24 protein-coding genes are annotated in these 25,395 nt (G+C 37.4%); 16 read left to right on the forward strand and 8 right to left on the reverse strand.

Features of this window, described 5'->3' with window-relative positions:
• Positions 1–43: 43 nt before the first annotated feature.
• The 8 genes from KI343_RS00995 (at position 44) to KI343_RS01030 (ending at position 9,093) form a co-directional block, all read left to right on the forward strand.
• Positions 44–958 (forward strand): ABC transporter ATP-binding protein, encoded by a 915-nt coding sequence (locus tag KI343_RS00995; RefSeq protein WP_212924803.1) that lies wholly within the window; start codon positions 44–46, stop codon positions 956–958.
• Entirely contained in the window at positions 951–2,207 is a 1,257-nt protein-coding gene (locus KI343_RS01000) for an ABC transporter permease (protein ID WP_212924561.1), read from the forward strand. The genes KI343_RS00995 and KI343_RS01000 overlap by 8 nt, the downstream gene beginning before the upstream one ends.
• A 347-nt stretch (positions 2,208–2,554) precedes the next feature.
• A complete protein-coding gene (locus KI343_RS01005) occupies positions 2,555–3,112 on the forward strand; it encodes a GNAT family N-acetyltransferase (RefSeq protein ID WP_212924562.1) in 558 nt (185 codons plus the stop codon).
• A 52-nt stretch (positions 3,113–3,164) separates the two neighbouring features.
• Positions 3,165–3,464, forward strand: a complete 300-nt coding sequence (locus KI343_RS01010) for a metal-sensing transcriptional repressor (RefSeq protein WP_212924563.1) — start codon at positions 3,165–3,167, stop codon at positions 3,462–3,464.
• Between the two features lie 190 nt (positions 3,465–3,654).
• Positions 3,655–4,869, forward strand: a complete 1,215-nt coding sequence (locus KI343_RS01015) for a metallophosphoesterase family protein (protein ID WP_374705404.1) — start codon at positions 3,655–3,657, stop codon at positions 4,867–4,869.
• Positions 4,866–7,805, forward strand: a complete 2,940-nt coding sequence (locus KI343_RS01020) for an ATP-binding protein (RefSeq protein ID WP_212924565.1) — start codon at positions 4,866–4,868, stop codon at positions 7,803–7,805. Before KI343_RS01015 ends, KI343_RS01020 begins: the two co-directional genes overlap by 4 nt.
• A 33-nt stretch (positions 7,806–7,838) precedes the next feature.
• The gene (yhaM, locus tag KI343_RS01025) at positions 7,839–8,783 is read left to right on the forward strand and encodes a 3'-5' exoribonuclease YhaM (protein WP_212924566.1); all 945 of its coding nucleotides are present in this window, start codon (positions 7,839–7,841) and stop codon (positions 8,781–8,783) included.
• Between the two features lie 106 nt (positions 8,784–8,889).
• Positions 8,890–9,093, forward strand: coding sequence for a sporulation YhaL family protein (locus KI343_RS01030; RefSeq protein ID WP_212924567.1), 204 nt, complete (start codon positions 8,890–8,892; stop codon positions 9,091–9,093).
• Between the two features lie 273 nt (positions 9,094–9,366).
• Here KI343_RS01030 and KI343_RS01035 read toward each other — a convergent pair whose 3' ends face one another.
• The 5 genes from KI343_RS01035 to KI343_RS01055 form a co-directional block, all read right to left on the reverse strand.
• The gene (locus KI343_RS01035; protein ID WP_212924568.1) at positions 9,367–10,275 is read right to left on the reverse strand and encodes a peptidylprolyl isomerase; all 909 of its coding nucleotides are present in this window, start codon (positions 10,273–10,275) and stop codon (positions 9,367–9,369) included.
• Positions 10,276–10,389: 114 nt separating this feature from the next.
• Positions 10,390–10,575, reverse strand: coding sequence for a hypothetical protein (locus tag KI343_RS01040; protein ID WP_212924569.1), 186 nt, complete (start codon positions 10,573–10,575; stop codon positions 10,390–10,392).
• A 175-nt stretch (positions 10,576–10,750) separates the two neighbouring features.
• Positions 10,751–11,122, reverse strand: a complete 372-nt coding sequence (locus tag KI343_RS01045) for a YtxH domain-containing protein (RefSeq protein WP_212924570.1) — start codon at positions 11,120–11,122, stop codon at positions 10,751–10,753.
• 282 nt (positions 11,123–11,404) lie between these two features.
• The gene (locus KI343_RS01050; RefSeq protein ID WP_212924571.1) at positions 11,405–11,923 is read right to left on the reverse strand and encodes a tryptophan transporter; all 519 of its coding nucleotides are present in this window, start codon (positions 11,921–11,923) and stop codon (positions 11,405–11,407) included.
• A gap of 120 nt (positions 11,924–12,043) precedes the next feature.
• A complete protein-coding gene (locus KI343_RS01055) occupies positions 12,044–12,475 on the reverse strand; it encodes an HIT family protein (RefSeq protein ID WP_212924572.1) in 432 nt (143 codons plus the stop codon).
• Between the two features lie 365 nt (positions 12,476–12,840).
• On the opposite strand from KI343_RS01055, the gene KI343_RS01060 reads away from it, so the two are divergent.
• Positions 12,841–13,584, forward strand: a complete 744-nt coding sequence (locus KI343_RS01060; protein WP_212924573.1) for an ABC transporter ATP-binding protein — start codon at positions 12,841–12,843, stop codon at positions 13,582–13,584.
• Positions 13,577–14,797: an ABC transporter permease gene (locus tag KI343_RS01065; protein ID WP_212924574.1), complete on the forward strand. Its 1,221-nt coding sequence runs from the start codon at positions 13,577–13,579 to the stop codon at positions 14,795–14,797. Before KI343_RS01060 ends, KI343_RS01065 begins: the two co-directional genes overlap by 8 nt.
• Positions 14,798–15,125: 328 nt before the next feature.
• Here KI343_RS01065 and KI343_RS01070 read toward each other — a convergent pair whose 3' ends face one another.
• Complete coding sequence (locus KI343_RS01070; RefSeq protein WP_280530100.1) at positions 15,126–16,301, reverse strand: M20 family metallopeptidase; 1,176 nt, start codon at positions 16,299–16,301, stop codon at positions 15,126–15,128.
• Between the two features lie 350 nt (positions 16,302–16,651).
• Positions 16,652–17,086 (reverse strand): ferritin-like domain-containing protein, encoded by a 435-nt coding sequence (locus KI343_RS01075; RefSeq protein WP_212924575.1) that lies wholly within the window; start codon positions 17,084–17,086, stop codon positions 16,652–16,654.
• Between the two features lie 117 nt (positions 17,087–17,203).
• Here KI343_RS01075 and KI343_RS01080 point away from each other — a divergent pair, with 117 nt between their 5' ends.
• Positions 17,204–17,851 carry a phosphatase PAP2 family protein gene (locus KI343_RS01080; protein WP_212924576.1) on the forward strand — a complete coding sequence of 216 codons (648 nt, stop codon included), beginning with the start codon at positions 17,204–17,206 and terminating at the stop codon, positions 17,849–17,851.
• Between the two features lie 101 nt (positions 17,852–17,952).
• On the opposite strand, the gene KI343_RS01085 is transcribed toward KI343_RS01080, so the two are convergent.
• Positions 17,953–18,450, reverse strand: coding sequence for an antibiotic biosynthesis monooxygenase family protein (locus tag KI343_RS01085; RefSeq protein ID WP_212924577.1), 498 nt, complete (start codon positions 18,448–18,450; stop codon positions 17,953–17,955).
• Between the two features lie 315 nt (positions 18,451–18,765).
• On the opposite strand from KI343_RS01085, the gene KI343_RS01090 reads away from it, so the two are divergent.
• From KI343_RS01090 to KI343_RS01110, 5 genes are all read left to right on the forward strand, one after another.
• The gene (locus KI343_RS01090; protein ID WP_212924578.1) at positions 18,766–20,949 is read left to right on the forward strand and encodes a transglycosylase domain-containing protein; all 2,184 of its coding nucleotides are present in this window, start codon (positions 18,766–18,768) and stop codon (positions 20,947–20,949) included.
• 236 nt (positions 20,950–21,185) lie between these two features.
• Positions 21,186–22,223 (forward strand): uroporphyrinogen decarboxylase, encoded by a 1,038-nt coding sequence (gene hemE, locus KI343_RS01095; protein ID WP_212924579.1) that lies wholly within the window; start codon positions 21,186–21,188, stop codon positions 22,221–22,223.
• A gap of 29 nt (positions 22,224–22,252) precedes the next feature.
• On the forward strand, positions 22,253–23,185 hold the full coding sequence (hemH, locus tag KI343_RS01100) for a ferrochelatase (RefSeq protein WP_212924580.1): 933 nt from the start codon (positions 22,253–22,255) through the stop codon (positions 23,183–23,185).
• Between the two features lie 2 nt (positions 23,186–23,187).
• Positions 23,188–24,600, forward strand: coding sequence for a protoporphyrinogen oxidase (gene hemY, locus KI343_RS01105; RefSeq protein ID WP_212924581.1), 1,413 nt, complete (start codon positions 23,188–23,190; stop codon positions 24,598–24,600).
• Between the two features lie 164 nt (positions 24,601–24,764).
• The gene (locus tag KI343_RS01110; protein ID WP_212924582.1) at positions 24,765–25,307 is read left to right on the forward strand and encodes a GNAT family N-acetyltransferase; all 543 of its coding nucleotides are present in this window, start codon (positions 24,765–24,767) and stop codon (positions 25,305–25,307) included.
• Positions 25,308–25,395: the final 88 nt, after the last annotated feature.

A 25,395-nucleotide genomic window follows, 5' to 3' on the forward strand; every position in this document is an offset into this window, starting at 1 on the left:
TGTAAAAAAATGAAACCATTCGATGCTTTGTACGTATTACACGATGAAGGGAGAGAAATATGTGCTGAAATTATCAAATGTAACAAAGCGGTTTGGAACACACACTGCTGTAAATGATTTATCTCTGGAGATCCCAGAAAGTGAAATGTTTGGCTTTTTAGGAGGGAATGGAGCGGGTAAGACAACCACATTTCGAATGATCCTTGGACTGTTAGATAAAACAGAAGGCGAGATAACTTGGCAGGGGAATCCAATTTCTTATCAACAAAGCCACTTGATTGGTTATTTACCGGAAGAGAGAGGATTGTACCCCAAATTAACTGTAAAAGAACAGATCATTTATTTAGGACGCTTAAGAGGAATGAAAAAACATGACATTCTTCAGAAACTTGATGAATGGCTGAATCGATTCAAGGTGCCTGAATATTTGGATAAAAAAGTCCAGGAATTGTCCAAAGGTAATCAGCAGAAAATCCAATTTATATCGGCAGTTATCCATGAACCAAAGTTATTAATTTTAGATGAACCATTTTCGGGACTGGATCCAGTAAATGTAGAAATGCTGAAGCAAGCGGTAGTAGACTTAAAAAATGCGGGTACCTCGATTGTTTTTTCCTCCCATCAGATGGGGCATGTTGAGGAAATGTGCCAGCATGTTTGTATTCTGCAGAAGGGTACGCCTGTTGTGCATGGATCTTTGCGTGATATTAAAAAAGAATTTGGTAAGAAAAATCTAAGCATTCGCGGTGAATTTTCGATGGAATTTTTAAAAGATTATCCAGGCGTAACCTCCTATAAAGCATTGCCAGAAGGCTGTACCTTGCATGTGGATAATGAGCAGGTGGCACAAGATATCTTTGCTTCCTTACAGGGGAAAGGCTTTGTAAGCAAATTTGAAATCGAAGAGCCATCTTTAAATGATATTTTTATTGCAAAGGTAGGTGCCTCTTATGAATAAATTCTGGACAATTGTCGGTCATACTTATTTTTCGCGTGTGAAATCGAAATCTTTTATTATTACTACGATTATTACACTGGCAATTATCGTTGGTTTAGCGAATTTACCTTCCATTATTGATATGTTTTCAAGTGATGAGGATTCATCAGAGAATATCCTTGTCATTGATGAAACAGAAAGCTACAATGATTATTTGCAAAATGGCGGGTTAAGTGAAGGTACTGGAATTGACTTTGAATATTTTGAAGGAACAGAGGAAGTAGCTAAAAAAGCAGTAATGGATGAAGAATATGAAGGCTTACTTATTGTTACTACAGATGAAAATAACTTGCCAGAAGGAAACTACTATGCAAATCGTATTTCTGAGATGGGAGAACAAGTGGAGATTGAGCAGATACTGCAACAGCTTAAAGTCATTGTCGGAACACAGCAGGCAGGAATGGATCAAGCGACACTGGAAACGATTTACGCCCCTGTTAATATACAAACAGAACAGTTAGATGATAATGCAAGAACAGCAGAGGAAATGAATCAGTCAAGGGGCTTAGTGTATGTGATGCTATTTATTCTCTATATGACCGTTCTTATTTATGGACAGATGATTGCAACAGACGTAGCGACAGAAAAATCTTCTCGTGTGATGGAGCTCCTCATTTCTAGCGCTTCACCAATTACACATATGTTTGCAAAGATTGTTGGGATTGGTCTGCTAGGTTTGACGCAAATTATTATTTTGCTGGGTGGAGGTTATTTTGCGATTCAAGCGAATGCCGACACAATGGCTGGTGAATTTTTCGAAGTAATGGGATTGACGAATAATAATCCGGTTATCTATATTTATGCGATTGTGTTTTTCTTGTTAGGCTATTTCTTATACGCAACTTTAGCAGCAATGCTTGGATCTTTAGTAAGCCGAATTGAGGATGTCAATCAGTTGATTACACCGATGATAATGATTATTGTTATCGCGTTTATTCTTGCAATGACGGGATTAAGTATGCCGGAATCAACCCTTATTACCGTTACATCCTATATTCCATTCTTTGCACCAATGATTATGTTTTTACGTATCGGCATGCTGAATATTCCGTTCTGGGAAGTTGGCTTGTCCATTGGAATTCTCATTTTAACGATAGCTTTATTTGCCGCATTGGCAGCACGTGTCTATAAAGGCGGCGTATTGATGTATGGAAAATCCGGTTCACTAAAAGATTTAAAACGTGCTATCAATTTATCGAAAAAAGAATAGATCTCCAAAGCCTTCATGGTCTTTTACATGGAGGCTTTTGATACATGAAAGTGGTACAAGAAAAATGTTTCATGTGGTTAAATTATTTAGGAATTAAAAAACAAAATAATTACTAACACCCTGCACAAATTAAACTAGAAATGAAAATAATTAAGATAAACTTATTTTTTGTTAAAGCAAAAGATAAAAGCACGAAAAAATAAAAAACTGAAATACTAGTGGAAACCAGTTTACGCATCTATTTACTAAATGGAAGCCTAGAGTTTCTGCCCGCAGTTGTGCAAGGAAAGGGCCAGAACTACTGTTGAGCAGCGGTGAGGTTGTTTAAGAAATTTAAGGAGAGTTATATGAGAGATGAACATGTATTTAATACATTAAAATTAGAGCCATTACAGAAAGAACACGCTTCAAGATTATTTGAGGTGTTAAAAGATCCAAAAATTTATACATATATCCCTGAAGAACCACCAAAAAGTGAGAAATCTCTAATCGATAAATTTGATTTCTTATCTCACGGAGCTCCAGAACATTTATCTGAACTATGGTTTAATTATGCTTTATTTGATAATGAAATATCAAAGTATATCGGAACTATTCAAGCGACAATATTCCAAAATAGCAACAAAGCATCTATTGCTTATCTTCTAAACCCGATTTACTGGGGGAAAGGATATGCCACACAAGCCTTAAGGTTGATGATTTCTAAATTGATAGAGGAACATGGAGTTGTTAAATTTGAAGCATGTATAGATGCTAGAAATACAAAATCAATTGAATTAGTTAAACGATTAGGGTTTAAGTATACAGCTTTTGAGAAGAACGCGGATTTTTTTAAAGGAGAGTCCAGTGACGAATATACTTATACAGCCTCCTCTGATTCTTTTAGTCAAGGCAATCCTAATTGACATATATACGGCTGGGTGGTATTTTAAAGGTGAAGAACAAAGGAGGGATACGATGGATTCCTTGCATGAACATACAATGAAACCACGAACAGAAGCTGAGAAAAAAGCAGTTACAAATCGTTTAAAACGTATTGAAGGACAGGTTCGCGGGATTCAAAAAATGATTGACGAAGATAGATATTGTGTGGATATTCTTGTTCAAATTAGTGCCATTAATTCTGCTTTGAAGCGTGTGGGATTTGAAGTAGCAGAACGTCATGTGAAACATTGTGTCAGTGATGCAGTTAAATCCGGAGAGGGCGATGAAGCGATTGAAGAATTGATGGACGTGCTTCATCAATTTACAAAATAACGATTGCCCGAGGGATGCTTATACTTTACGCTTTCCTTCCTTTATATTTTCTTAAAGTGAACAATACAACAATTAAAGTCTACGCTTCATGTAGGCTTTTTTGTATGTCTTAAATTATCAACTGATAGAACGTGCATTCTGTTATTACCTCTGTTAAAATAAGGATATCATTACATGAGGAGGGGAAATGGTGGATAATGCGGTTACTTTTATTCATGCAGCCGATTTACATTTAGACAGCTTATTTAAAGGCTTAAGGCATGTGCCGGCAAATATATTTAAAGAAATTCAAGAAAGTACATTTACAGCTCTAAACCATTTAATCGATGCAGCGATCGAAAATCAGGTGGACTTTATTCTTTTAGCCGGAGATTTATATGACCATGAATCACAAAGCCTGAAAGCGCAAATAAGACTGCGTCGTGCCTTTGAACGGCTGGAAGAACAGAATATTGCTGTATTTTTATCCCATGGAAATCACGATTTTATGAAAGGTGATTCCTTTGACGTGGAATATCCTGATAACGTACACATTTTTCCTGGTGAGACAGTAACATGCATCCCTTTTTATAAAAATGGCGAAAAGGCCGCAGCCATATACGGATTCAGCTATGAAAATAGAGCTGTATACGAGAATAAAGCAGTAGAATACGAGCCAGTAGAAGAAGATTTTCCATTCCATATTGCGATGCTTCATGGCAGTGTAGCAACAAATACGGAGCACGATTCCTATGCACCGTTTCAGATAAAGGATTTATTAAAAAAACAGATGGATTATTGGGCATTGGGTCATATACATAAACGCCAGCAGCTTCATACAAACCCTCCGATTATTTATCCTGGCAATACACAAGGAAGACATCGGAAGGAAACTGGAGAAAAAGGCTGTTATCTTATAAAACTCGACAGGCACGAGATAAATCAGATATTTTTACCGCTGCAGGCGATTCGATATGAAGAAGTTGTGCTGGATATTCGCAGCTGTCTTACACCATCCCAGGCAGAAAAAAGAATCATGAGTCAGTTGCCAAGATACAGTGTTCCCAGCTTATTGTATTTGAAAATAAGAGCAAAGGAGAATGATGGTTTTAAGCCGGACGAAGCATTAATGGGAGAGTTAATCGAATTGATAAATGAATCTTTGGCGGAGGGCTTTCCTTGGCAGTATATCTATCATTGTCAGCTTAATTTGGAAGAGGAATCTACTCTTACGGAAGATGCCTTTTTAAAAAGCATATTAGAAGAAGCGGACGAGTCTTTTATTCAAGAAGGGTTGAAAGAAATCTATCATCACCGAACTGCTCGAAAGTTTCTAACAGCCCTAACGGATGAGCAGGAGCAGGCTATTAAAGAGGATGCATATCAATTGTTGAATGTGTTATTGAGAGAGGAGAGAGCTGAGTGAAAATAAAGGAAATCACGATTTACGGTTTTGGCAGGTGGATCGATCAGACATTCTCCTTTTCCAACTCCAACCTGATAACGCTTCTTGGTGAGAACGAATCTGGAAAAACGACATTGCATCAGTTTATTTTATATATGCTCTTTGGTATGACGAAAAAGAAATGTGATTTTTATCGTCCGAAAACTAGCAGTAAATTAGGTGGAAGAATGATTATAGATCATCCTTCTGAAGGAACTATTTTGATAGAACGGCTCGATAGCTCTCAAGTACAATACGTTGATAACGAAGGTGCTGTAAGAGATGAAGCCTGGTTCAGACAGCTCTTGGGAAATATGAATGCCCAAACCTTTCAATCTATTTATTCCTTTTCTAATCAAGATTTAGCGCTGCTGCAGGATATGAAAGAATCAGATATAAGTGAGCTGCTATTAAGTGTTGGTTTAACTGGTTCAGCAGCAATTTATAAGGTGGAGAAGAAGCTGCAGACAGAATTGCAAAAGCTATTTAAGCCATCGGGAAGCAAACCAATTATTAATGAAAAGTTAAGTGAGATAAGTGAGAAGGCTAAACAGGTAGGGGAAAGCAAACAACTGGAAAAATCATATAAAGAACAGGTAGAGAAAATTCATGCCTTAGAAAAAAAATACGTATTAAAGAAAGAACAAATCGCGCAAACGAATGAACAGCTTGAAAAAGAAAAGATAATGGAAAAAATCCTTCCTATTCGAAAAGAAATGCTTCGTGTTGCTGAGGAACTTCAAGGGTTGACGGATGTTAGCCATTTTTCATTAGATCATCAAGAGCAGATAAACATGATACATAATGAAATTAATAATATCAATAGAGAGTTGGACTCCAATCAGTCTACATTAGATATCTATATAGAGAAGAAGCGGGATATAGAAGACACTTCTCTTCGTGATAAGGAAAAAGAACAGCTTCGTCATCTTTTGAACCAAAAAGCAGAAATAACACTGATGCAGGAACGTCAGAAAACGCTAGAGCAAGACTATCGTTATAAGACACGTGAAATGACAGAGATGATCCAGGAGAAGCAGATTCACATAACAGCTGAGGATTTGGAGCAGCTGGAATTGCCATTCTATCTTGAAAAAGAATGGGGAGCATTACGGAAAGAACGGGAAAATATAAAAGAGGAAACGGATCGGAATATCCAAGAAAGAGAACAGCTTCTACAGAATAAATCTGAAGTACAAGAAGAGCTGAAGAAGTTTGAAAAAGAACGGCTCGGTGAAGTGCACATAGAAGAATTAAGACAGCGGGTAGATAATTATAAACAGATAAGCCATCAGGATAAAGGGCAGCAAAAGTATATGACGCAAATGTTTACCCAAATGATTCAAGAAAAGAAAAAGCAAGAGAGATTCACCATCATTATTGGAGTGATTATAGCCTTAGCTTCAGCCTTTTTTGGCTTTGCAGGAAGCAGGCCCTGGTTATTTTTATTTAGCCTCGTCAGTATTGCAGGAGTGTACTATTTTCGCCGCAAACAGCTGCGGGATATCGAAAATTTAAAGCAGCAGCGGGAAGGGGTGCAGCCAAGTCATCCAGTAGATGAAATGGATGTGACGGAATCGGAGTACCAGGAAGCAAAGGCAATCCTAGAAGAACAACAGGCAATTCACCGCAAGCTGGACACATTGAAAGATACATTAAAACAAATAATCAGTAAAATGGAAGCGAATGAGGTAGTACGGTTTGATTTAACGGAAAAGCAAAACAAATTAGAAGAAAATATCATCCATCAGCAAAATCAGTTTCCATTCTTACAATCTATTGATGTTTTGTATTGGCAGGATACCTATCATTTATTGCAAAAGCTGATTCAGCTAACCAATGAAAAACGAAATTATAAAAAAGAGTTAGATAGAATAAACGAAAGAATAGACCAGTTTTCCAACCAGGTCAAAGCTTGGTTTGAACAAAGAGGTCTAGCCAAGGCCAATTTGGAAGAAATGCTGCTTACTTTAGAGGATATACAGCAACAGGAGCAACAGTATCAACATGAGTTTCAACAGCTGACTCAATTCATAAAAGACGCAGAGAATAAACAGTTGGCGCTAAAACAGAAAAGGCGTCAATATACCGAAGAAAGAGACAAACTTTTAAAAGCAGCCGGAGCAAAGTCTGAAGAGATTTATTTTGAAAAACAAGCAAGAAAAGAACGTTATAATAAGCTTTATGAGCGCCAAGAAGAGTTAAGGGAACAGCTCCATATAGTGCTTCCGAACAAATGGCAGCAAGAATTGACAGAGGAATTAATAGAAGAAGGGGATTACTACAAGAATAAAAAGGAACTGGAATTAGCTTTAGCAGATTACGAAGAGGAATTAGACCAAGTAAGAAGTCAGCTAGCAGAACAGAAATTACGGTTAGACCAGCTTGAATCAGAGGAATCTATTTCCTTGCAAATGCATCAACTAGCGATGGAAAAGGAAGAATTAGAGGATTTGGTAAGGAATTGGGCTGTTCAAAAAACTGCTTTGCAAATGCTAGAATATGCGAAGAAGCAATATAAAGATAAACATTTGTCTCTTGTAATAGAAACGGCACAAATCTACTTTAAAGAGATTACAGCAAATCAATATGATACAATATATTCACCGACTGACCAACATGGTTTTCAAGTAGAGAACAAGGAGAAAAAACAACGATTTCGTGTGGAAGAGCTTTCCCAAGGGACCAAGGATCAGTTATATATTTCTTTACGTTTTGCTATTAATGAGGTGATGGCAAAAACATCTGGTTTGCCATTCTTCATGGATGATGCATTTGTACATTTTGATATGAAACGTACGGAGAAAATACAGCAAGTATTACAGCGATTAGCTAAAAACCAGCAAGTTATATTATTTACATGCCGTAAAGAGTTAGCACAAGCTGCAAATGGAGAGATCATTCATCTATCCACATAAAGAGGCTTGTTTGATTTGGAGGGAGAAATATACATGAAAAAAGGAATTGCACATTTAACAGTAGGGGATAAATTTGAAGGGTTTTTATTAATTAATGAATCCACTAAAGGCACAACGAGCAACGGAAAACCGTTTTTAACGTTAATGCTTCGTGATGAGTCTGGAGAATTAGAAGCGAAGTTATGGGATGCAACGAAAGAGGACGAGGAAAATTTAACGGCGGAGCAAATTATTCATGTGACAGGGGAAATTAATCAGTTTCGCGGGAAAAACCAGTTGCGAATTCATTCTATCCGTCTTTCACAGCCTACAGATCAGGTGCAAGTCAGTGATTTTGTTGGCAAAGCTCCAATAAGTAAAGAAGTATTAGGAACAAAGTTGACAGAAGCTATCTTTGAAATGAAGAACCCGACTTTACAACGTATTGTACGTGGCTTTGTAAAAAAATATCAACATGATTTACTCGTCTATCCCGCCGCAGCTAAAAACCATCATGATGTCGCATCTGGTTTAGCTTACCATGTTGTCAGTATGTTAGGTATCGCAAGACAGCTTCATGGGCTATACCCTTCGATTAACAAAGATTTATTGTATGCAGGCATTATTCTCCACGATATTGGGAAAATAAAGGAACTTTCCGGCGTCGTTTCTACAACATATACACTAGAAGGAAAGCTGCTTGGTCATATAACGATGATGGTTGAGGAAATAGCTGAAATGGCGAAAGAACTGCAAGTCGACGGAAAGGAAGAGGTACTTATCCTTCAGCATCTCGTCTTAAGCCATCATGGAAAGGCAGAATGGGGAAGCCCGAAACCTCCAATGGTCAAAGAGGCAGAACTTCTGCATCTTATCGACTTAATTGATGCGAAAATGAATATGCTGGATAAAGCATTGGATAAGGTTCAACCGGGAGAATTTACGGAAAGACTTTTTGCGATGGACAACCGTTCTTTTTACAAACCGAGCTTTGAGTAAATCGCTGCTTTCTTCAGTGTATCCATATTCTGAAAGTGAAGATAGTGTCATTTTCTACTAACTTGTTCATATATATTTAGAAAGGAATGGACAAGGAGGATGTAAGATGAGCTCGATTCCAATTTGGGTGTTTGCAGTGATACTGTTAATTTTCTTTAGTGGATATATGGCAATCCGTGCATTTTTAGCTGAGAGAAAACTAGATAAGCAGTTTATTGAGCGTGAAGGTAAAATATACATGGAGCGCATTCAGGACGAACGTATGAGAAGGCAGGGAACAGAAATGAAAGATGGTCATCCTTTAAAATGAGCAGAAGAAGTTGAGACAAAAGAAAGTGTATCTTTAGAAGCAGAACAATATGCTAATAGAACGTAGGCATATACGTAGCGGTATTCGCACAAATGATTTTCGGAGTTTGCTGGATAAGAACACTTTTGTCTCAGCCTCTCTTTTATTAAAAACAATGCTATTGATGAAAAAATAAACATTCTGATAAACGCAACAGCAGTAAAAAAACAATCGCTACTTTAAAAGCAGCGATTGTTTTAGCTTGTACGAACGTACTGTCTAGATAATCGTATTTTATTTTTCTTTCTCTTTCTCTTTTGATTCAGAAGCACCTGTGTCTTTGTCTTCTGTTTCAAATAAATCTTCTAGGCCTTCCGCTTTGACGTCTACATTAGATTCTTTGATCAGTTTTTGAAGTTTTGCCTGGATGTCTTCCTGATTTGCTTGCTGAAGAACTAATTCACTTCTTAACTCTTCTTTTAATTCATCAAAGTCCCCAATTTTTTCCTCTTTTTCCCGAACATCATTTACTTTGATGATATGGTAGCCAAATTGAGACTGAACAGGATCACTAACATCTCCTGGTTCCATTGAAAATGCAGCTTCTTCAAATTCAGGAACCATATCACCAACAGAGAAGTAACCAAGCTTTCCGCCAGATTCTGCACTGCCATCTGAAGAATATTCCTTAGCAAGATCTTCAAATTTTTCGCCATCATCTAGTTTCTTCTTCACTTCTTTAGCTGTTTCTTCATCTTGTACAAGAATATGCTGTGCATCTATTTCTGTATTCTTTTTATCATAGTATTCTTTTAAATCTTTATCGGTGATGTCCATATCTTCAGAAATAGCCGCTTCTTGAAGCATTCCTACATAAACGAGATCTTTAAGGGCTTCTTGACCGCCGAATTGTTGATTAACCATTGATTCAAATTCTTCGTCACTGTCAAATTCGTTTTTCATTTTATCAATTTCTTTATCTACCTGTTTATCAGTAACTTCGTAATTATCCTCGAGAACTTTTATCGTAACAAGCTCTTCAAGTACTGCTTCTCCATTACGGTCTTTCAATTCATTATAAAATTCTTCTTTTGTGATATCTCCTGCTTCTGTGGTTGCGACAACATCACTGTCTGATGAATTACATGCAGCTAACGCAAGCAGACTAGCAGATATTGTTGCAGCTAATGTCCATTTTTTCATATTTAATATACACACCTACTCTTTCTTAATATTACTTTTATTGTTTACCATGATTAATATATCATACTTTTCCATAATAAATAATTATTTATCACGAATTACTTAAAATTCACATTAAACTGCCACATTTAATACGCGTAAGTAAGAACAAACAAGCATGGCAACCAGTGTCATATTGGTAACTCGATCCATTCTTTTTTGTTTTTGTTTGGAAAGTTCCATCTTTATACAAAAAGCAGTTGTCATGACGTTAAAAATAAGTAATACAATAAAACCAAAAATGATATAAAAGATAGCCATGTTATATGTACGCCCCTTTTTTCGAAATAATACACTCCTAACTCTATCAAAAACATATCGTGTTGAACAGAGGCAAAATGAATAAAGCCATTCTTTTTTGTTAGAAGTTAAGTAAACCTTTTGCAAATAAAAAAGAAGCCTTTGATAGCGCATATACGCTACCAAAAAGCTTTCTTTATGAATTTGCATTTGTATTTTTAATTTTCTCTTCTAATTCGCGAATACTTGATTCAATTTGTTCAAGTGATTGGTGAATATTTTCTTGCTGAGGCTCTACAGCATTTTTCCATTCCTCAACAGATTTTCGCATTTCTTCTGTTAGTTCTTTGACTAACACAGCGCCTTCTTTAGAAGTTCGAAGCAGCTGTTCTTTCATACGAATACTATCCTCTTTTAAGTTCATTAACACGTGTTTTAGTTCCAAGGATTGATTTTTAATTTTCCCGCGAATGGACTTACCTGATTCAGGTGTGCTTAGTAATGCAATACCAGCGCTGACAGATGCTCCAACTAGAAATCCAATGGTTAATGATTTTTTCTTAGACATATAGGAAACGCACTCCTTTCTTCTTTCACATATACCTTTTCCTTTTACGAGATGTACTTAAACATTTTACAATAGATGAAATGGTACATACCTATTATAGGAAATGGAATCAATTTCTGCTAGTATTATTGTTTTACTAACTTTATCTTAACATAAAATACATAAGATATAACAAATATGCTTTCTATAATGAACAAAAGCATTCGTCCCAATAGATATGGAACGAATGCTTTTGAAGGCGAAGAAGACATAAAAAGCATAGCTATTTTACCTGCTTCTTCCTTAAACCGGAGCCACCTTACTTCGTTTCATAATACCTTCCACAATTGGATAAACAACCAACATGATAACGGTATTCATTACTGCTGCCGGAAGAACAACAGCTACGAATAAAGCTGGAAAACCGCCTTCCATAAACCCGATGAAGAATAGGGCAATAGACAAAAAGATGCTGCCGCTAATTAAAGTACCCACGAAAGTTAGTGTAGAAGCTGTAACTTTTTTACGGAAGTGTTTTCTAGCTAGTAAAAATAGCAAAAAGAAAGCACAAGCAGTTAGCGGCTTATCAATCAGATTGGCAATTTGTCCTCCTGGCGCTGACGTTGTTAATGCAGAAATCGCCCCTGTTGCAATTGCAAGCAGAAGTACATAATTCCATTTGGGAAATAATATAATTCCTAGAAACATCATCGCCAGCATCATATCAGGCTTTACTCCAAATAAAAGCGGGGGCATTACTGTGTGCAGCACGGTTCCAATACTTACCAAAAGCGCAAGCATGGTTAAAATTTTTGTTTTCATACTAAACTCTCCTCTGCTATTCTATACTTTTCTTTCCAGCTGTGCGCTCATCGCCAGCTGCGAAAGGTTATAGACAGTATACCAAATGCCGCCGGAAATAAAAAGAACGAATAATCAATTTTAATGCTTTATTTGTTCATTGATTGCTTTAGCAACGGATTGCAAGTCTTCTGACGAATACTCCTCCGTATGTGTTGTCCAGTTTGGCGTATAGCCGTCTCCTTTGCCGTAGCGTGGGATTAAATGGATATGGAGATGGAATACGGATTGCTCTGCTGCTGGTTCGTTATTGTTCAGTAAATTAATTCCTAATGGTTGATACGCATCGCGAATGGCATTAGCAATAACTGGTACTCTGCTAAATAATTCTTTTGCGATTTCTGAGGAAGTTTCATAAATATTCTTTGTATGTTCTTTTGGGATAATAAGTGTATGTCCTTTTGTTACTTGACTGATATCTAGGAAAGCATATACCTTTTCATCTTCGTAAACCTTTGCGGAAGGGATATCCCCATGGATAATTTTACAAAAAATACAATCTTCATGTGCCATAATTAGTTCCTCCTTCAAAATTGAAAAAATATTCTTTTGTCTATTGTATCGAGTAAGATTGGGTAAAGTAAAGGATTCTACATTATTCTTATTAAGATAATGGTCAAAAACCAAAATCGTCGGAACTGGCTGCGAACGCAACGTCTATGTCGCAACGCTTGCACACATGTTGGATAAGCGTGGAAACGGAGAAATTGGAGTCTCATGATTGGGATTCTAGCTCGTTAAAAGTCCATGAAACATCGCTGAAATTCCAGTTAATTTTATATCCTATCAAAAGCTCCCGTAATTTGTAGAACGGTTCATTTTGGAATCTTTTCAGAATGATGATAAAATCAAAGTAGCGATTAAAGGAGGTTAACAAGGTGACGGCCTTATTACATATTGAAAATCTATACGGGGGATATACCCATAAAAATGTATTACATGATATCTCATTTGATTTAAATAAAGGAGAAATCGTCGGACTCATCGGATTAAACGGTGCTGGAAAAAGTACAACAATTAAACATATTATTGGCTTAATGCATCCCAAAAAAGGGGAGGTGCTGGTTCAGGGGAAAAGTTTTCAGGACAGCCCAGAAACGTATCGCAATCAGATGGCGTACATTCCAGAAATGCCTATCCTGTATGATGAGCTAACGTTATATGAACATCTCAGACTGACAGCAATGGCCTATGGAATTGAAGAGAAGATATTTGAACAAAGGCTTCCGAAGCTTTTAAAAGAATTCCGGCTGGAAAAGAAATTAAATTGGTTTCCAGTTCATTTTTCAAAAGGAATGCGGCAGAAAGTAATGATTATGTGTGCTTTTCTTATTGAACCGCCGCTTTACATTGTGGACGAGCCATTTGTTGGATTAGATCCATTAGGAATCCAATCCTATCTGCAAATGATGGACTCTATGAAGAAGCAGGGGGCAGGCGTGTTAATGTCTACCCATATCTTAGCAACAGCAGAAAGGTACTGTGACCGTTTTATTATTTTACATGAAGGAAAATTACGGGCGGAAGGGACGTTGGAGGAGCTTCGTAAGCAATTCCGAATGCCAGATGCTACATTAGACGATTTGTATGTTCAACTGACAAAGGAAGATGACCATGTTTGATTCCCATGCATTCTATAAAAAACGCTTATCTTCTCATGTAAAGAACTTAAGCAGGTATTTAAAATATATGTTTAATGGGCATATTGCCTTTGCTATGTTATTTTTTATTGCTGCAACAGCCTATTATTATCAGCAGTGGCTTGAACAGTTGCCAGCAAATTTTCCTACTGCAATGATCATGGGAATCGTTTTAGGATTATTAATGAGCTACAATCCAATTCGTACATTGCTTGAAGAACCTGATTTAGTATTTATCATTGCAGCAGAAAAACAAATGGGAACATATTTCCGAAATAGCATGATTTATAGCTTTGTTATTCAAACATATATCATTGTATTTGTAGGAGCGGCATTTGGCCCATTATACTTCACTAGTTTTCCAGCGCGATCAGGTACGATTTTCCTGGTTACGCTTCTCTTATTCCTTTTGTTAAAAGGGATGAACATGCTGGCAAACTGGAAAATGCTGAAAGTAAGAGATAAAAATTCGAGAATAATCGATTTAACGGCACGTACGTTGCTTAATATCGTTGCAGCTTACTTTGTTATCGAAGGACAGGCTCTCTTTGCTGTTATTACAATCGCCTTATTGCTAATTGTCATCGTGTACGATTTTATGGTCGCATCTAAGCAGCCAGGAATCTTTTGGGACTTGTTAATCGAAAAAGATCAAATCCGATTACAATCGTTTTATCGCATCGCTAATTTATTTGCAGATGTACCACATTTAAAAAATAAAGTGAAGCGAAGAGAGTGGCTTACGAATATCTTTATAAGAAGAATTCCTTTTGAACAATCAGCTACGTATGATTATTTGTATCAAATTTCTTTTCTTCGCAGCGGAGATTATTTAGGTATGTACCTTCGTCTGATGGTAATTGGCGGTGTTTTTATCTGGATTCTCCCAAATGTCTGGATTAAAATTTTGTTTGCCGTTTTGTTTATCTATTTAAGTGTTTTCCAGATGATGGCTTTGTATCAGCATCATCGTACACAGATGTGGCTTGATCTTTATCCGGTACATCCAACCTTGAAGCAGAGCGCTGTGATTCGAATTATTCGAAAACTTGGTTATGTACAGGCGTTTGTTTTTACGCTTTTATTTATTATTCAACTAGAATGGATAGGGAGTATTATAACGTTAATTGGCGGACTCGTATTTGTTTGGGTATATATTAAATTATATGTAGAGCCAAAATTGAAGAATATATAAAAAAGAAGCTGACGGAGGAAATTGCTGTCAGCTTCTTTTCATTTTATAGGAAATTATAAAATTTGAATGCTGTGTATAACTTAGTTACATAAGCAGCCACGTCTAGCTCCAGCGCCCAGCGACTAGCGAGACTTCCCTCACCTCCGTACGATAAAGAAGACTTGGCGACTGGCAAACCGACAGGTGCAGACAGAGCCGTAGTCGCACTTATGCCCGTGGTGAAAGTCAACATCGACTCCCTAAGGTCGTCGTGTTTCCTTTATCTCCTACGGCTCAGTCCAGTCCGTACGTCGCTACCCGGGCGCTCTGCGCTTTTGTTTTTATATGATTATTTATATTGGTTTTGATAGGTCAAATAAATCGATGCAAATGCCTTTGCAGCAATAGCCATTGCTCTTTCATCAATATCAAATTTTGGATGATGATGCGGATAATTATTTCCTTCTAGATTTGCACCTGTCAGGAAGAAAGAACCTGGTCTTTCTAATAAATAATAAGAAAAATCTTCTCCAACCATTAACGGTTCTATAGTAGTAGCGAGATTTACTTCGTCTATTTCTCGCACTGTTTTTAATACAAGGTCTGTTTGTTCGGAATGATTAATGACAGGCGGATAGCCTTTGATATAGTTAAACGTATAAGAAGCACCAAAGGAATCGCATATTCCTTTTAAAATTTGTTCCATTTCTTGAATTATTTTTTCTTGCACTGCTAGATCAAAGTGTCTGACGGTTCCAATTAATTTAGATTGGTCTGCAATCACATTAAAGGCATTTCCTGCTTCAAAAATTCCAATAGAAATAACAGCTGGGTCTAATGGATTTAATCTTCTGCTTACAATTTGCTGGAATTGTGACACTACCTCAGCGCCAATTACAATGGCATCTTTTGTATCCTGAGGGATGGCCCCATGTCCGCCTTGCCCCTCAATTGTAATTTCAAATCGATCTGCACCGGCCATAATTGCTTGATGAGATGAATAAATACTTCCGAGTGGCAAGGGTGCCCATAAATGTGTACCAAAAACAGCATCCACCTCTTTTAAAGCCCCGGCTTCTACAATTGGTTTCGCACCGCCGGGAGCATATTCCTCTGCATGCTGATGAATAAAGACAATCGTTCCTTCTAAATCACTTTGGAATTGCTGCATGACTTTTGCAAATGTAAGCAAGATAGCTGTATGTCCATCATGCCCGCAAGCATGCATAACACCTGGAACTTGCGATTTATAGGATACATCCTTTTCATCCTGGATAGGTAAAGCATCAAAATCGGCACGAAAAGCTATTGTTTTTCCAGGCTTTGCTCCTTCGAGTGTTGCAACAACTCCGTTTCCGCCAATGTTTTTCTTGTAAGGTATTCCTAATTTTTCGTAATAATTTGCGATGTATTTAGCAGTTTCTGTTTCCTGAAATGACAGTTCTGGATGCTGATGTAAGTATCTGCGGATTTCAACCATTTCTTCATAAGTATTATCAATTAGGGAATGAATAGCTGATAACAATTTAATCACCTCTTAAACATGATAGATAAAAGGCTGAGACAAAAGTGTTTTTTATCCAGTAAATTCCGAACTTAATGTGTGCGAATATCCGTTTTGGAAAATATGCCCGCTTTCCCACAGGTGTATATATGTTTTCTGCACGCTATTAGCATATTGTTCGGCTTCTAGTCAAACACTGTCTTTTTGTTCCAACCTTGTCAATATTATTATTATATCACTAATGCGCCTTCCTGTAGATTGAAATATTTCGAGGATTAAAACATTTTATAATAGGGGGGAGACGATAAAAAATCCATGAGGATCTAAATCAAATACCTCATGGATTAGAAAAAACATTTATCAACTATCTTTTAATTAATACGCGGATCCTCTAATAGCCTTTCAATTTCCTCTTTGTGATGTGTTTCATCCGCGATTAAGTCCTCTAATTTAATAACAAGTTCTGTTAAACCAAGCTCATCAGCCTGTGCTTTTCTTTTTTCATAGCGCTCAATGGTATCTTTCTCCGATTGTAAAGAAGCTTTTAATAAATCAACAACTTGTGTGGGCTGTGGTACAGAAGCAGCGGTGGTTGTTGGAGTGCCGCCAAGTGACTTGATTTTTTCTGATAAGTATAGCGCATGTCCCAATTCGTCTGTTATTTCTGATTCAAAGAATGGCTTCAGCGCTGAGCGGTATAGCCCGGATACAACCGATGCACTATACGTATATTGAATGGCAGCAGCGTATTCGTTCGATAAATCTTCATTTAATCCATCAACTAATTCTTGTAATTTTGCATCCATTACGTTATCACCCTTTTTATGAATTTTTACTTCTTCTTATACTTTCCCGTTGTTATTTTTATTAAACCTGTTTAGCATGAAAAGAAGGAGAAGAATGAGAATGTAAGGAGAGATAACATGCGAAATAGATGGCGAGTGGTTTTATGCAGCATATGGACAGCAGCATTTTTGCTGAGTGTTGTTTGGGGAATACAAATAAAGCTTGGAATACTTCCGTACACAGATCAATGGACGAGAGAACTGGTTACGCTTGTTCACGGAACAGTTATTTTTGATATTTTTCGGGTGATTACGGAACTTGGATCCTCTCACACGCTTATCCCAATAGCAATTGTAGCTGCATTAGTGATAATGCTTCTATATAAGCATTGGTATCCCGGGTTATTCCTTTTAGGAGGATCTTTATTTGCGCACTTACTGAATTTATTTATAAAGCAACTGGTAGCCAGAGAAAGACCAAGTATTTCAGTTGCTTTAAATGCAGAAGGATTTAGTTTTCCATCCGGACATAGTATGATTCCAATGGTTTGCTACGGCTTGATTGCCTATTTTCTGTGTAAAAAAATTCGTTCCGAAAAAATAAAAATAACTGTGCAGATAACTTTAGGTTCGCTGGTCTTTTTAATAGGTATTAGCCGCTATTTTATCAATGTTCATTATTTAACGGATATTATTGCTGGATTTACTATTGGCTTTGCGCTGCTTACTATTTATATATTTTTAGATAGCGAATTCTCAGACAGTCGGAGAAGAAAAAATTCTTGAGCTTGTCTTAAAGCAACTGTTTAACATTATTATTGCATTGCATTCAAAAAGGTTGTTCCTCTGCGAACAACCTTTTTGAAAACTGTGAGTATGTCCTTATTCTAATCCTCTTTTTCGTGCATATGTCCCGTTACTACAAATGGTCGGTCCATAAAATAGCTTGGCTGTTTTGCTTTTTGTGTATCATGTGCCTTTTTGAATAGATCAGAGTTCTTCCAATTCTCAAAGTCAGCAAATGAGCTCCATTGTGTTAAAACAACATAGTTGCTCTTCTTTTCTTGGCGTAAAAAACGCCATGCCTGAAATCCTTCCATCTTTTCAATGCCACTATTGCTATTTTTCATACGATATTCAAAGGATGGACTGCTGTCTTCTGAAACAGGAAGATGATTCATGACTACATACCCGCTTTTGGACAATTCTCCAACGGCTTTTAGAACATCAAATGTTTGACCAGCTGAAAAGATATTTTTAGAGCTATTTTCGTAATAGGCAATACCACCATCGCTGCTGGAAATAAAATAAAAATCAATATTTGTATGCTTTTGCTCCAGTTTTTCCAAGAAATCCATCGTTCCTCTAGACATAAATGCTTTCATAAAATTCCTCCTTTCATAAACGGACTTTATCTTCCTGTAATTAAATTGTACACAACTACAAATAATATTGAAAATAATAGAGGATGTTCAAAAAGTCCCCCAATGATAAGCGTCGAAATTCTGCGTTGACGTGACTTTTCCGATGGGACTGCGATTACTTGTCCCATCGAAACCATTGGTTACTTTTTGAACACTCACTTATACTTAACCTTGTCGAAAATTGAATATGGTGCTGGCGCATTTAGAAGCGCCCATTCTTTATCAAAAAGGGAGAATAACGTATAATAAGGAACGTATATGCACTGAGGTGAGTTAATGAAAAATGAAAAAAGAAATGAACGACGAAAGAAACAAAAAAATATGTTTCGACAAAAAATAAAATGGCTAGGAATTGCCATCGCTGCTGTATTTATTTTTCTATTGAGCGGTTATGGTCTTTTAATGTTAGGCGGGAAAATGATTGCAAATGAAGATGATTTACTGCTTGATTTAACAACCACTATTCGCACAGAAGATGGGGAAGTAGTGAGTACTTTGTATAACGAGAACCGGGAATACGCTCCGATTGACCGTATTCCAGACCATGTGCTGCAAGCATTTATTGCTGTAGAAGACCGTCGTTTCTACGAGCATCAGGGAGTTGATTTGCAGTCTATTGGACGAGCGGTATATAAAGATATCATTGCGAGAAGTAAAGTAGAAGGCGGCAGTACGATTACACAGCAATTATCTAAAAATCTCTTTCTTACAAATGATAAATCTTGGACGAGAAAAATAAAGGAAACGATGGCCTCCCTTTATCTGGAAAGAACGCTGGATAAAGACGAAATACTTGAATTGTACGTCAACGAAGTTTACTTTGGTGAGGGAGTGTATGGTATACAGAAGGCTTCTCAATTCTTCTTTTCGAAGGATGTTGATGATTTAACTATTTCGGAGGGAGCTTTACTTGCCGGTTTAATGAAGGGGCCTAATGGATACTCCCCGTTAAACCATCCTGACAAAGCATTGGAGCGTAGAAACGTTGTCTTGAACACGATGGAGTCAGCCGGATTTATCGACGAAGAGACACGTACGCAGGAGCAGGAAAAAGACTTAGGAATCAATCAATCAGAAAAAAAGAATAAAACAAATCCTTGGGTGGATAGCTATGTTGATTTAGTGATTAAAGAATTAGTAGAAGAGCATGATTTAAGTTATGCTGACATACAAAGCGGCGGATATGATATCACTGTCTATATGAATGAAGATTATCAGCAGATTGCCTATCAAAACTTTCAAGAGGACGCTTTTTTCCCTGGAAATACTGAGGGAATAGAAGGAGCTTTTGTGATGTTGGATAAAGCTAACGGACATATTATATCTGCTATTGGCGGTCGCGACTATACCATGGGCGATTTAAATCGGTCAAATGTGGAGCGACAGCCAGGGTCAGCTTTTAAGCCAGTCGCTGTTTATGGTCCTGCGTTAATGAAAGGCGATACGTATAAACCTTTTACAGTTATTCCAGATCAATACACGGAAGAGTATAATGTAACTAATGCAAGCGGAGAATATAAGAATAATATTACAATTTATCAAGCTATTGTAGAATCAACAAATACATCTGCTGTTTGGCTGCTTGATGAGATTGGCATAGATTATGCAAAGTCTTATTTGGACAAACTAGGAATGCCAATTAAAGATGATGGATTGTCTATTGCATTAGGTGGTTTGAATAAAGGTGTGACACCACTGCAAATGGCCCAAAGTTACCAGGCTTTCGCAAATAATGGCAAAATGGCAAAAGCAACAGCTATTGCAGAAATTAAAGATCGCAACGGTGAAGTGATTTATGAGTCTGAAACAAGTAATAAAGAAATATTTACTCCTCAAGTTGCCTGGGATATGACAGAAATGCTCAGGGAAACTGTTCGCTCAGGTACAGCCAGCTCTGGCTATTACGCCAAGGAACTTGCAGGGAAAACAGGAACAACACAGCATCCTTTAGTAGAAGGTGCTACCAAAGATGCCTGGTTTGTTGGCTATTCGCCTGACTATGTCACAGCATTGTGGATGGGGTATGATAAATCAGATGAAAAGCATTATTTAACAGGAGGAAGCTCATATCCTACGTCATTAACAAAGAAAATCCTGACAGATATTGATACGCAATCTGGCTGGGCGTTAACTTCTTCTTTTACTATGCCAGATGGTGTAGAACCATTGCCAGATCCAATTGATTTACCAGTCATTGAAAATGTAAATGCAAACTATACCTTTGGCGGATTTGCTTTACTTAAAGGAAAGTTATCTTGGGAAGGCTCAACAGATGACCGCATTATTTACCGCATTTACAAGGAAGGCGAGGATGAAGACGAATTGATAGGAGAAGTTAAAGGAGAAACAGAGTACATTATTGATGATGTTTGGTTCCGCAACGATTCTTATTACGTGGTCCCTTTTGATCCCATCACCAAAATGGAAGGAACCCATTCTAAATCTGTGTCTTTCTTCTAATAAAGGCTGTTCAAAAAGGCTGGTACGGGGAAGTGCTCTGCCACAACCTTTTCGGACATTTTACTTCCTTTTTGGACGTGCAATAATGGTTTTTATTCTGTAAAAGCTATTTTCTTAGAATAATTTTAAACAAAATGAGACAATTTCATGACAAACGATTCGCTTCCCTATACAGAAGCCTAAGAAATAGATTATAGTTAGAGATGGAAAATAGAGAATAAAAGGATGAACGTGGCATGGCAAAAGTGAAAAATACGACAATTTTAGACGCTTATCGCGGAAAAAAAACAGATTACACGCCAGCTTGGTTTATGCGTCAAGCTGGCAGGTCACAACCGGAATATCGAGCATTAAAGGAAAAGTACTCCCTTTTTGAAATTACACATCGACCAGAGCTTTGTGCCTATGTTACAAGACTTCCGGTAGAAAATTATGGGGTGGATGCGGCTATTCTTTATAAAGATATTATGACGCCTCTGCCTGCTATCGGAGTAGACGTAGAGATCAAAAGCGGTATTGGACCTGTAATTGAGCAGCCGATACGTACCATGCAAGATGTGGAGAAGTTAGGTGAGATTAATCCAACGAGTGATGTTCCTTATGTGCTTGATACAATCCGCCTTCTTGTAGAGGAACAGCTAGACGTTCCGCTAATCGGGTTTTCTGGGGCGCCTTTTACATTAGCTAGTTACATGATTGAGGGAGGACCTTCCAAAAATTATACAAAAACGAAATCATTAATGTATCGTGAACCTGAGACTTGGTTTGCTTTAATGGACAAATTGGCAAAAATGATTATTCGTTATGTAGAGGCCCAAATTGAAGCTGGCGCGAGTGCCATTCAAATATTTGATTCTTGGGTGGGCGCATTAAATGCGGAAGATTATCGTTACTTTATCAAACCAGTAATGATTGAAATCTTTACAGCACTTAAAAAGCATGATGTTCCGCTAATTACATTTGGAGTAGGTGCCAGCCATCTATTATTAGAATGGAATGACCTTCCTGTAGACGTTATTGGCCTGGACTGGCGCACTTCAGTAGAAGAAGCCAGGCGCTTAGGTGTTACAAAAACACTGCAAGGAAACTTGGATCCAGCTATTTTGCTAAGTGATTGGGAGACAATTGAAAAAAGAACGAAAGCCATACTTGACCAAGGTATGAACACAGAAGGGTATGTCTTTAACCTTGGCCATGGAGTCACTCCTGACATTAAGCCGGAGACATTAAAAAAATTGACAAATCTTATTCATAATTATTCTAAACAAAACTGAACATGAAAAAGCAACGAGGTGTAATTAAAATGGAAAAGAAAAAATTAGGATTATTAGTAATGGCATATGGGACTCCATATAAGGAAGAGGATATCGAACCATATTACACAGATATCCGTCATGGAAGAAAACCAGACCCGGAAGCATTACAGGATCTAAAGGATCGCTATAAAGCTATTGGAGGGCTCTCTCCGTTAGCAAAAATTACAAAAGAGCAGACTTCTGCACTAGAACGTAAGTTGAATGAAGTTCAGGGTGAATATGAATTTAAAGCATATATCGGTTTAAAACATATTGCACCATTTATTGAGGATGCAGTAGAAGAAATGGCCAAAGATGGCATTACAGAAGCTGTTTCTATTGTCTTAGCACCACATTATTCTACATTCAGTGTGAAATCATACAATGAACGTGCCAATAGTACAGCAGAAAAACATGGCATTAAGATTGAATCAGTACAAGATTGGTATACAGAACCTGGATTTATTGATTTCTGGGCTAAAGGCGTGAAAAATACGTTTGCGGAAATGCCTGCTGAAGAAAGAGAGAATGCAGTTTTAATTGTATCTGCACATAGTCTTCCTGAAAAAATTCTTCAGTACGGAGATCCTTATAAAGAGCAATTAGAAGAGACAGCAAAATTAATTGCTGAAGCTGCAGACGTGACAAACTATGAAGTTGGCTGGCAAAGTGAAGGAAACACACCAGATCCTTGGCTTGGTCCGGATGTGCAAGATTTAACACGTGAATTATTTAACAAAGAGGGATACAAAGCATTTGTTTATACACCTGTTGGATTTGTAGCAGATCACTTAGAAGTGCTATATGATAATGATTATGAGTGTAAAGTAGTCTGTGATGAGATTGGAGCAAGCTATTATCGTCCAGAAATGCCAAACGCTCACCCAGCGTTTATTGAAACGTTGGCAAACGTGGTATTAAAGAAAGTTAAGCAGGCTTAATAATGGATAAAAAAAGCGTGATAATTGTTGGAGGCGGTATGACAGGATTGTCTGCAGCCTACCATCTTCAGAAAAAGGTGGAATCAGCAAAACTCCCAATCGAGATTACTCTAGTAGAGGGTTCTAGCCGGCTAGGTGGTCGAATCCATACCATCAAAAGAGATGGATTTACGATAGAGAAAGGACCAGATTCTTTGTTAGCACGTAAGCCAGCTGCAATGGATCTCGTAAAAGAATTAGGCATTCTTGATCAAACGAGACGTAATTCTACAGGTCAATCCTTTATGCTTATTAAAAATCGTCTGCATAAAATGCCGCAGGGAGCGTATATGGGCGTGCCAAAAGAGATTGGGCCGCTCTTACGTTCCAAATCATTCACATTAAGCGGGAAAATTCGCGGTTTGATGGATTTGCTTATTCCAAAACAAAAAGGCAAGGAAGACGAGTCCTTGGGGCATTTTATGCGTCGCCGTTTTGGAGACCAAATTGTCGATAATCAAATTGATCCTTTGCTTTCAGGAATTCACTCTGGGGATATTGACAGGATGAGTCTTCAGGCGATTTATCCTATTTTCAGGGAAATGGAACAGGGTTACGGCAGTGTGATGAAAGGTCTACGTAAAACAATGCCAAAGGGGAGTAAAGGCAAAAAGGCAAAACCTTCCCAAGGGCAATTTTTCTCTTTTACCAATGGTTTACAGACACTTATTGATACACTTGAAGCAAAACTTCATTCCGTTGAAATTATCCGTAAGAATAAAGTAAATCATATTGAACAAAAAGAAGAGAATTATCATCTCTTATTAGACTCTGGAGAGGTTTTGGCAGCAGATTTTGTCTTAGTTGCAGTTCCCCATACACAAGTACCGGGAATGTTAAGCAAGCACCAGCCTTTACAGAAATTATTTGATATTCCAGCAACCTCAACAGCAAATGTTGTGCTTGCCTTTGATGAAAAACAAATTAAGCGTGATTTAGATGGAACAGGATTTTTGGTTACGAGAAATAGTAATTACCGAATTACGGCATGCACCTGGACCCATCGTAAATGGGAAGGAACGGCACCTGAAGGAAAAGCTCTATTACGATGCTATGTTGGCAAGCCGGATGATCAAGAAATAGTAGGGGAATCAGATGAAACGCTTGTTGATATTGTATTAAAAGATTTAAATAAAGTCATGAAAATAAAGGGTAAACCAATATTTTCTGAGATAACAAGATTTATCGACGCGAGACCGCAATATCACGTTGGCCATCTGGAGCTTGTTGAACATGTGAGAGATTATGTAAATAAGCACCTGCCTAATTTGGAATTAATCGGCAGTTCATATGATGGAACAGGACTTCCTGATTGTATCGAGCATGGACAAAAAGGTGCTGACTTGGCATTAAAAGCAATGACAAAAGATAAATAAGAAATTTTTTATTCATGCCAGCCATGGAATTGTTTTTTCAATTCCGTGGCTTTTCTCATATGGAAAAAAGGGAAAAGATGATAAAATAGCAAATACAAATTATATTTTGAAAACATTTTTGATTAATTTACTAAAAACGATAATGGGGAAAAGAGGCGGAAAAAATGCTTTACAACTGGGTTAACCAAGATATTATGTTATCTTTACTAGAAGAGAATCATGCCCAAACCTTATTTGATTTAGTGAAGGAAAATAAAGCGTACTTAAGTAATTGGTTAAGCTTCCCCTCTATTACGAATAATGTAGAGGATTCGAAATCCTTCATTCAAAAATCTCTATTCCGTTTTGTGAATAAGGAAGGCTTTTGGGTGGGCATATGGTATAAAGACACCTTGGTTGGCTCCATTGGCTTCTTATATTTTGATTGGAAGGTGAAGAAAACAGAAATCGGCTACTGGTTAGGCGAAGCATATACAAACAAGGGAATTATGACCAATGCCTGTGCTGCCATGGTCAGTTATGCATTTGAGGAACTGGAATTAAACAAGGTTGAAATCAAAACAGCAGTAAAAAATATGAAAAGTGCAGCCATCCCTAAAAGGCTTGGATTTCAACATGAAGGGACAATTCGAGCGGATGAAGTGATCAGAGATAGCTTTCATGATCGAGAGGTTTATGGATTGTTAAAGACAGAATGGGCAAAATAAGAAAGAGGCTGAGAGCAAAAGTGTTTTTTATCCAGCAAATTCCGAATATCCTTTGTGCGAATACCGGCTACATATATTTCCTGAGTTC

The sequence above is a fragment of the Oceanobacillus sp. J11TS1 genome (assembly GCF_018333215.1).
Classification (GTDB): Bacteria; Bacillota; Bacilli; order Bacillales; family Amphibacillaceae; genus Oceanobacillus.

What these genes read in the sequence shown, in the direction of transcription:
- KI343_RS00995 (WP_212924803.1), top strand. Translation starts at nt 44, where the DNA reads ATGAAGGGAGAGAAATATGTGCTGAAATTATCAAATGTAACAAAGCGG.
- KI343_RS01000 (WP_212924561.1), top strand. Translation starts at nt 951, where the DNA reads ATGAATAAATTCTGGACAATTGTCGGTCATACTTATTTTTCGCGTGTG.
- KI343_RS01005 (WP_212924562.1), top strand. Translation starts at nt 2,555, where the DNA reads ATGAGAGATGAACATGTATTTAATACATTAAAATTAGAGCCATTACAG.
- KI343_RS01010 (WP_212924563.1), top strand. Translation starts at nt 3,165, where the DNA reads ATGGATTCCTTGCATGAACATACAATGAAACCACGAACAGAAGCTGAG.
- yhaM (WP_212924566.1), top strand. Translation starts at nt 7,839, where the DNA reads ATGAAAAAAGGAATTGCACATTTAACAGTAGGGGATAAATTTGAAGGG.
- KI343_RS01030 (WP_212924567.1), top strand. Translation starts at nt 8,890, where the DNA reads ATGAGCTCGATTCCAATTTGGGTGTTTGCAGTGATACTGTTAATTTTC.
- KI343_RS01035 (WP_212924568.1), bottom strand. Translation starts at nt 10,275, where the DNA reads ATGAAAAAATGGACATTAGCTGCAACAATATCTGCTAGTCTGCTTGCG.
- KI343_RS01040 (WP_212924569.1), bottom strand. Translation starts at nt 10,575, where the DNA reads ATGGCTATCTTTTATATCATTTTTGGTTTTATTGTATTACTTATTTTT.
- KI343_RS01045 (WP_212924570.1), bottom strand. Translation starts at nt 11,122, where the DNA reads ATGTCTAAGAAAAAATCATTAACCATTGGATTTCTAGTTGGAGCATCT.
- KI343_RS01050 (WP_212924571.1), bottom strand. Translation starts at nt 11,923, where the DNA reads ATGAAAACAAAAATTTTAACCATGCTTGCGCTTTTGGTAAGTATTGGA.
- KI343_RS01055 (WP_212924572.1), bottom strand. Translation starts at nt 12,475, where the DNA reads ATGGCACATGAAGATTGTATTTTTTGTAAAATTATCCATGGGGATATC.
- KI343_RS01065 (WP_212924574.1), top strand. Translation starts at nt 13,577, where the DNA reads ATGTTTGATTCCCATGCATTCTATAAAAAACGCTTATCTTCTCATGTA.
- KI343_RS01075 (WP_212924575.1), bottom strand. Translation starts at nt 17,086, where the DNA reads ATGGATGCAAAATTACAAGAATTAGTTGATGGATTAAATGAAGATTTA.
- KI343_RS01080 (WP_212924576.1), top strand. Translation starts at nt 17,204, where the DNA reads ATGCGAAATAGATGGCGAGTGGTTTTATGCAGCATATGGACAGCAGCA.
- KI343_RS01085 (WP_212924577.1), bottom strand. Translation starts at nt 18,450, where the DNA reads ATGAAAGCATTTATGTCTAGAGGAACGATGGATTTCTTGGAAAAACTG.
- KI343_RS01090 (WP_212924578.1), top strand. Translation starts at nt 18,766, where the DNA reads ATGAAAAATGAAAAAAGAAATGAACGACGAAAGAAACAAAAAAATATG.
- hemE (WP_212924579.1), top strand. Translation starts at nt 21,186, where the DNA reads ATGGCAAAAGTGAAAAATACGACAATTTTAGACGCTTATCGCGGAAAA.
- hemH (WP_212924580.1), top strand. Translation starts at nt 22,253, where the DNA reads ATGGAAAAGAAAAAATTAGGATTATTAGTAATGGCATATGGGACTCCA.
- hemY (WP_212924581.1), top strand. Translation starts at nt 23,188, where the DNA reads ATGGATAAAAAAAGCGTGATAATTGTTGGAGGCGGTATGACAGGATTG.
- KI343_RS01110 (WP_212924582.1), top strand. Translation starts at nt 24,765, where the DNA reads ATGCTTTACAACTGGGTTAACCAAGATATTATGTTATCTTTACTAGAA.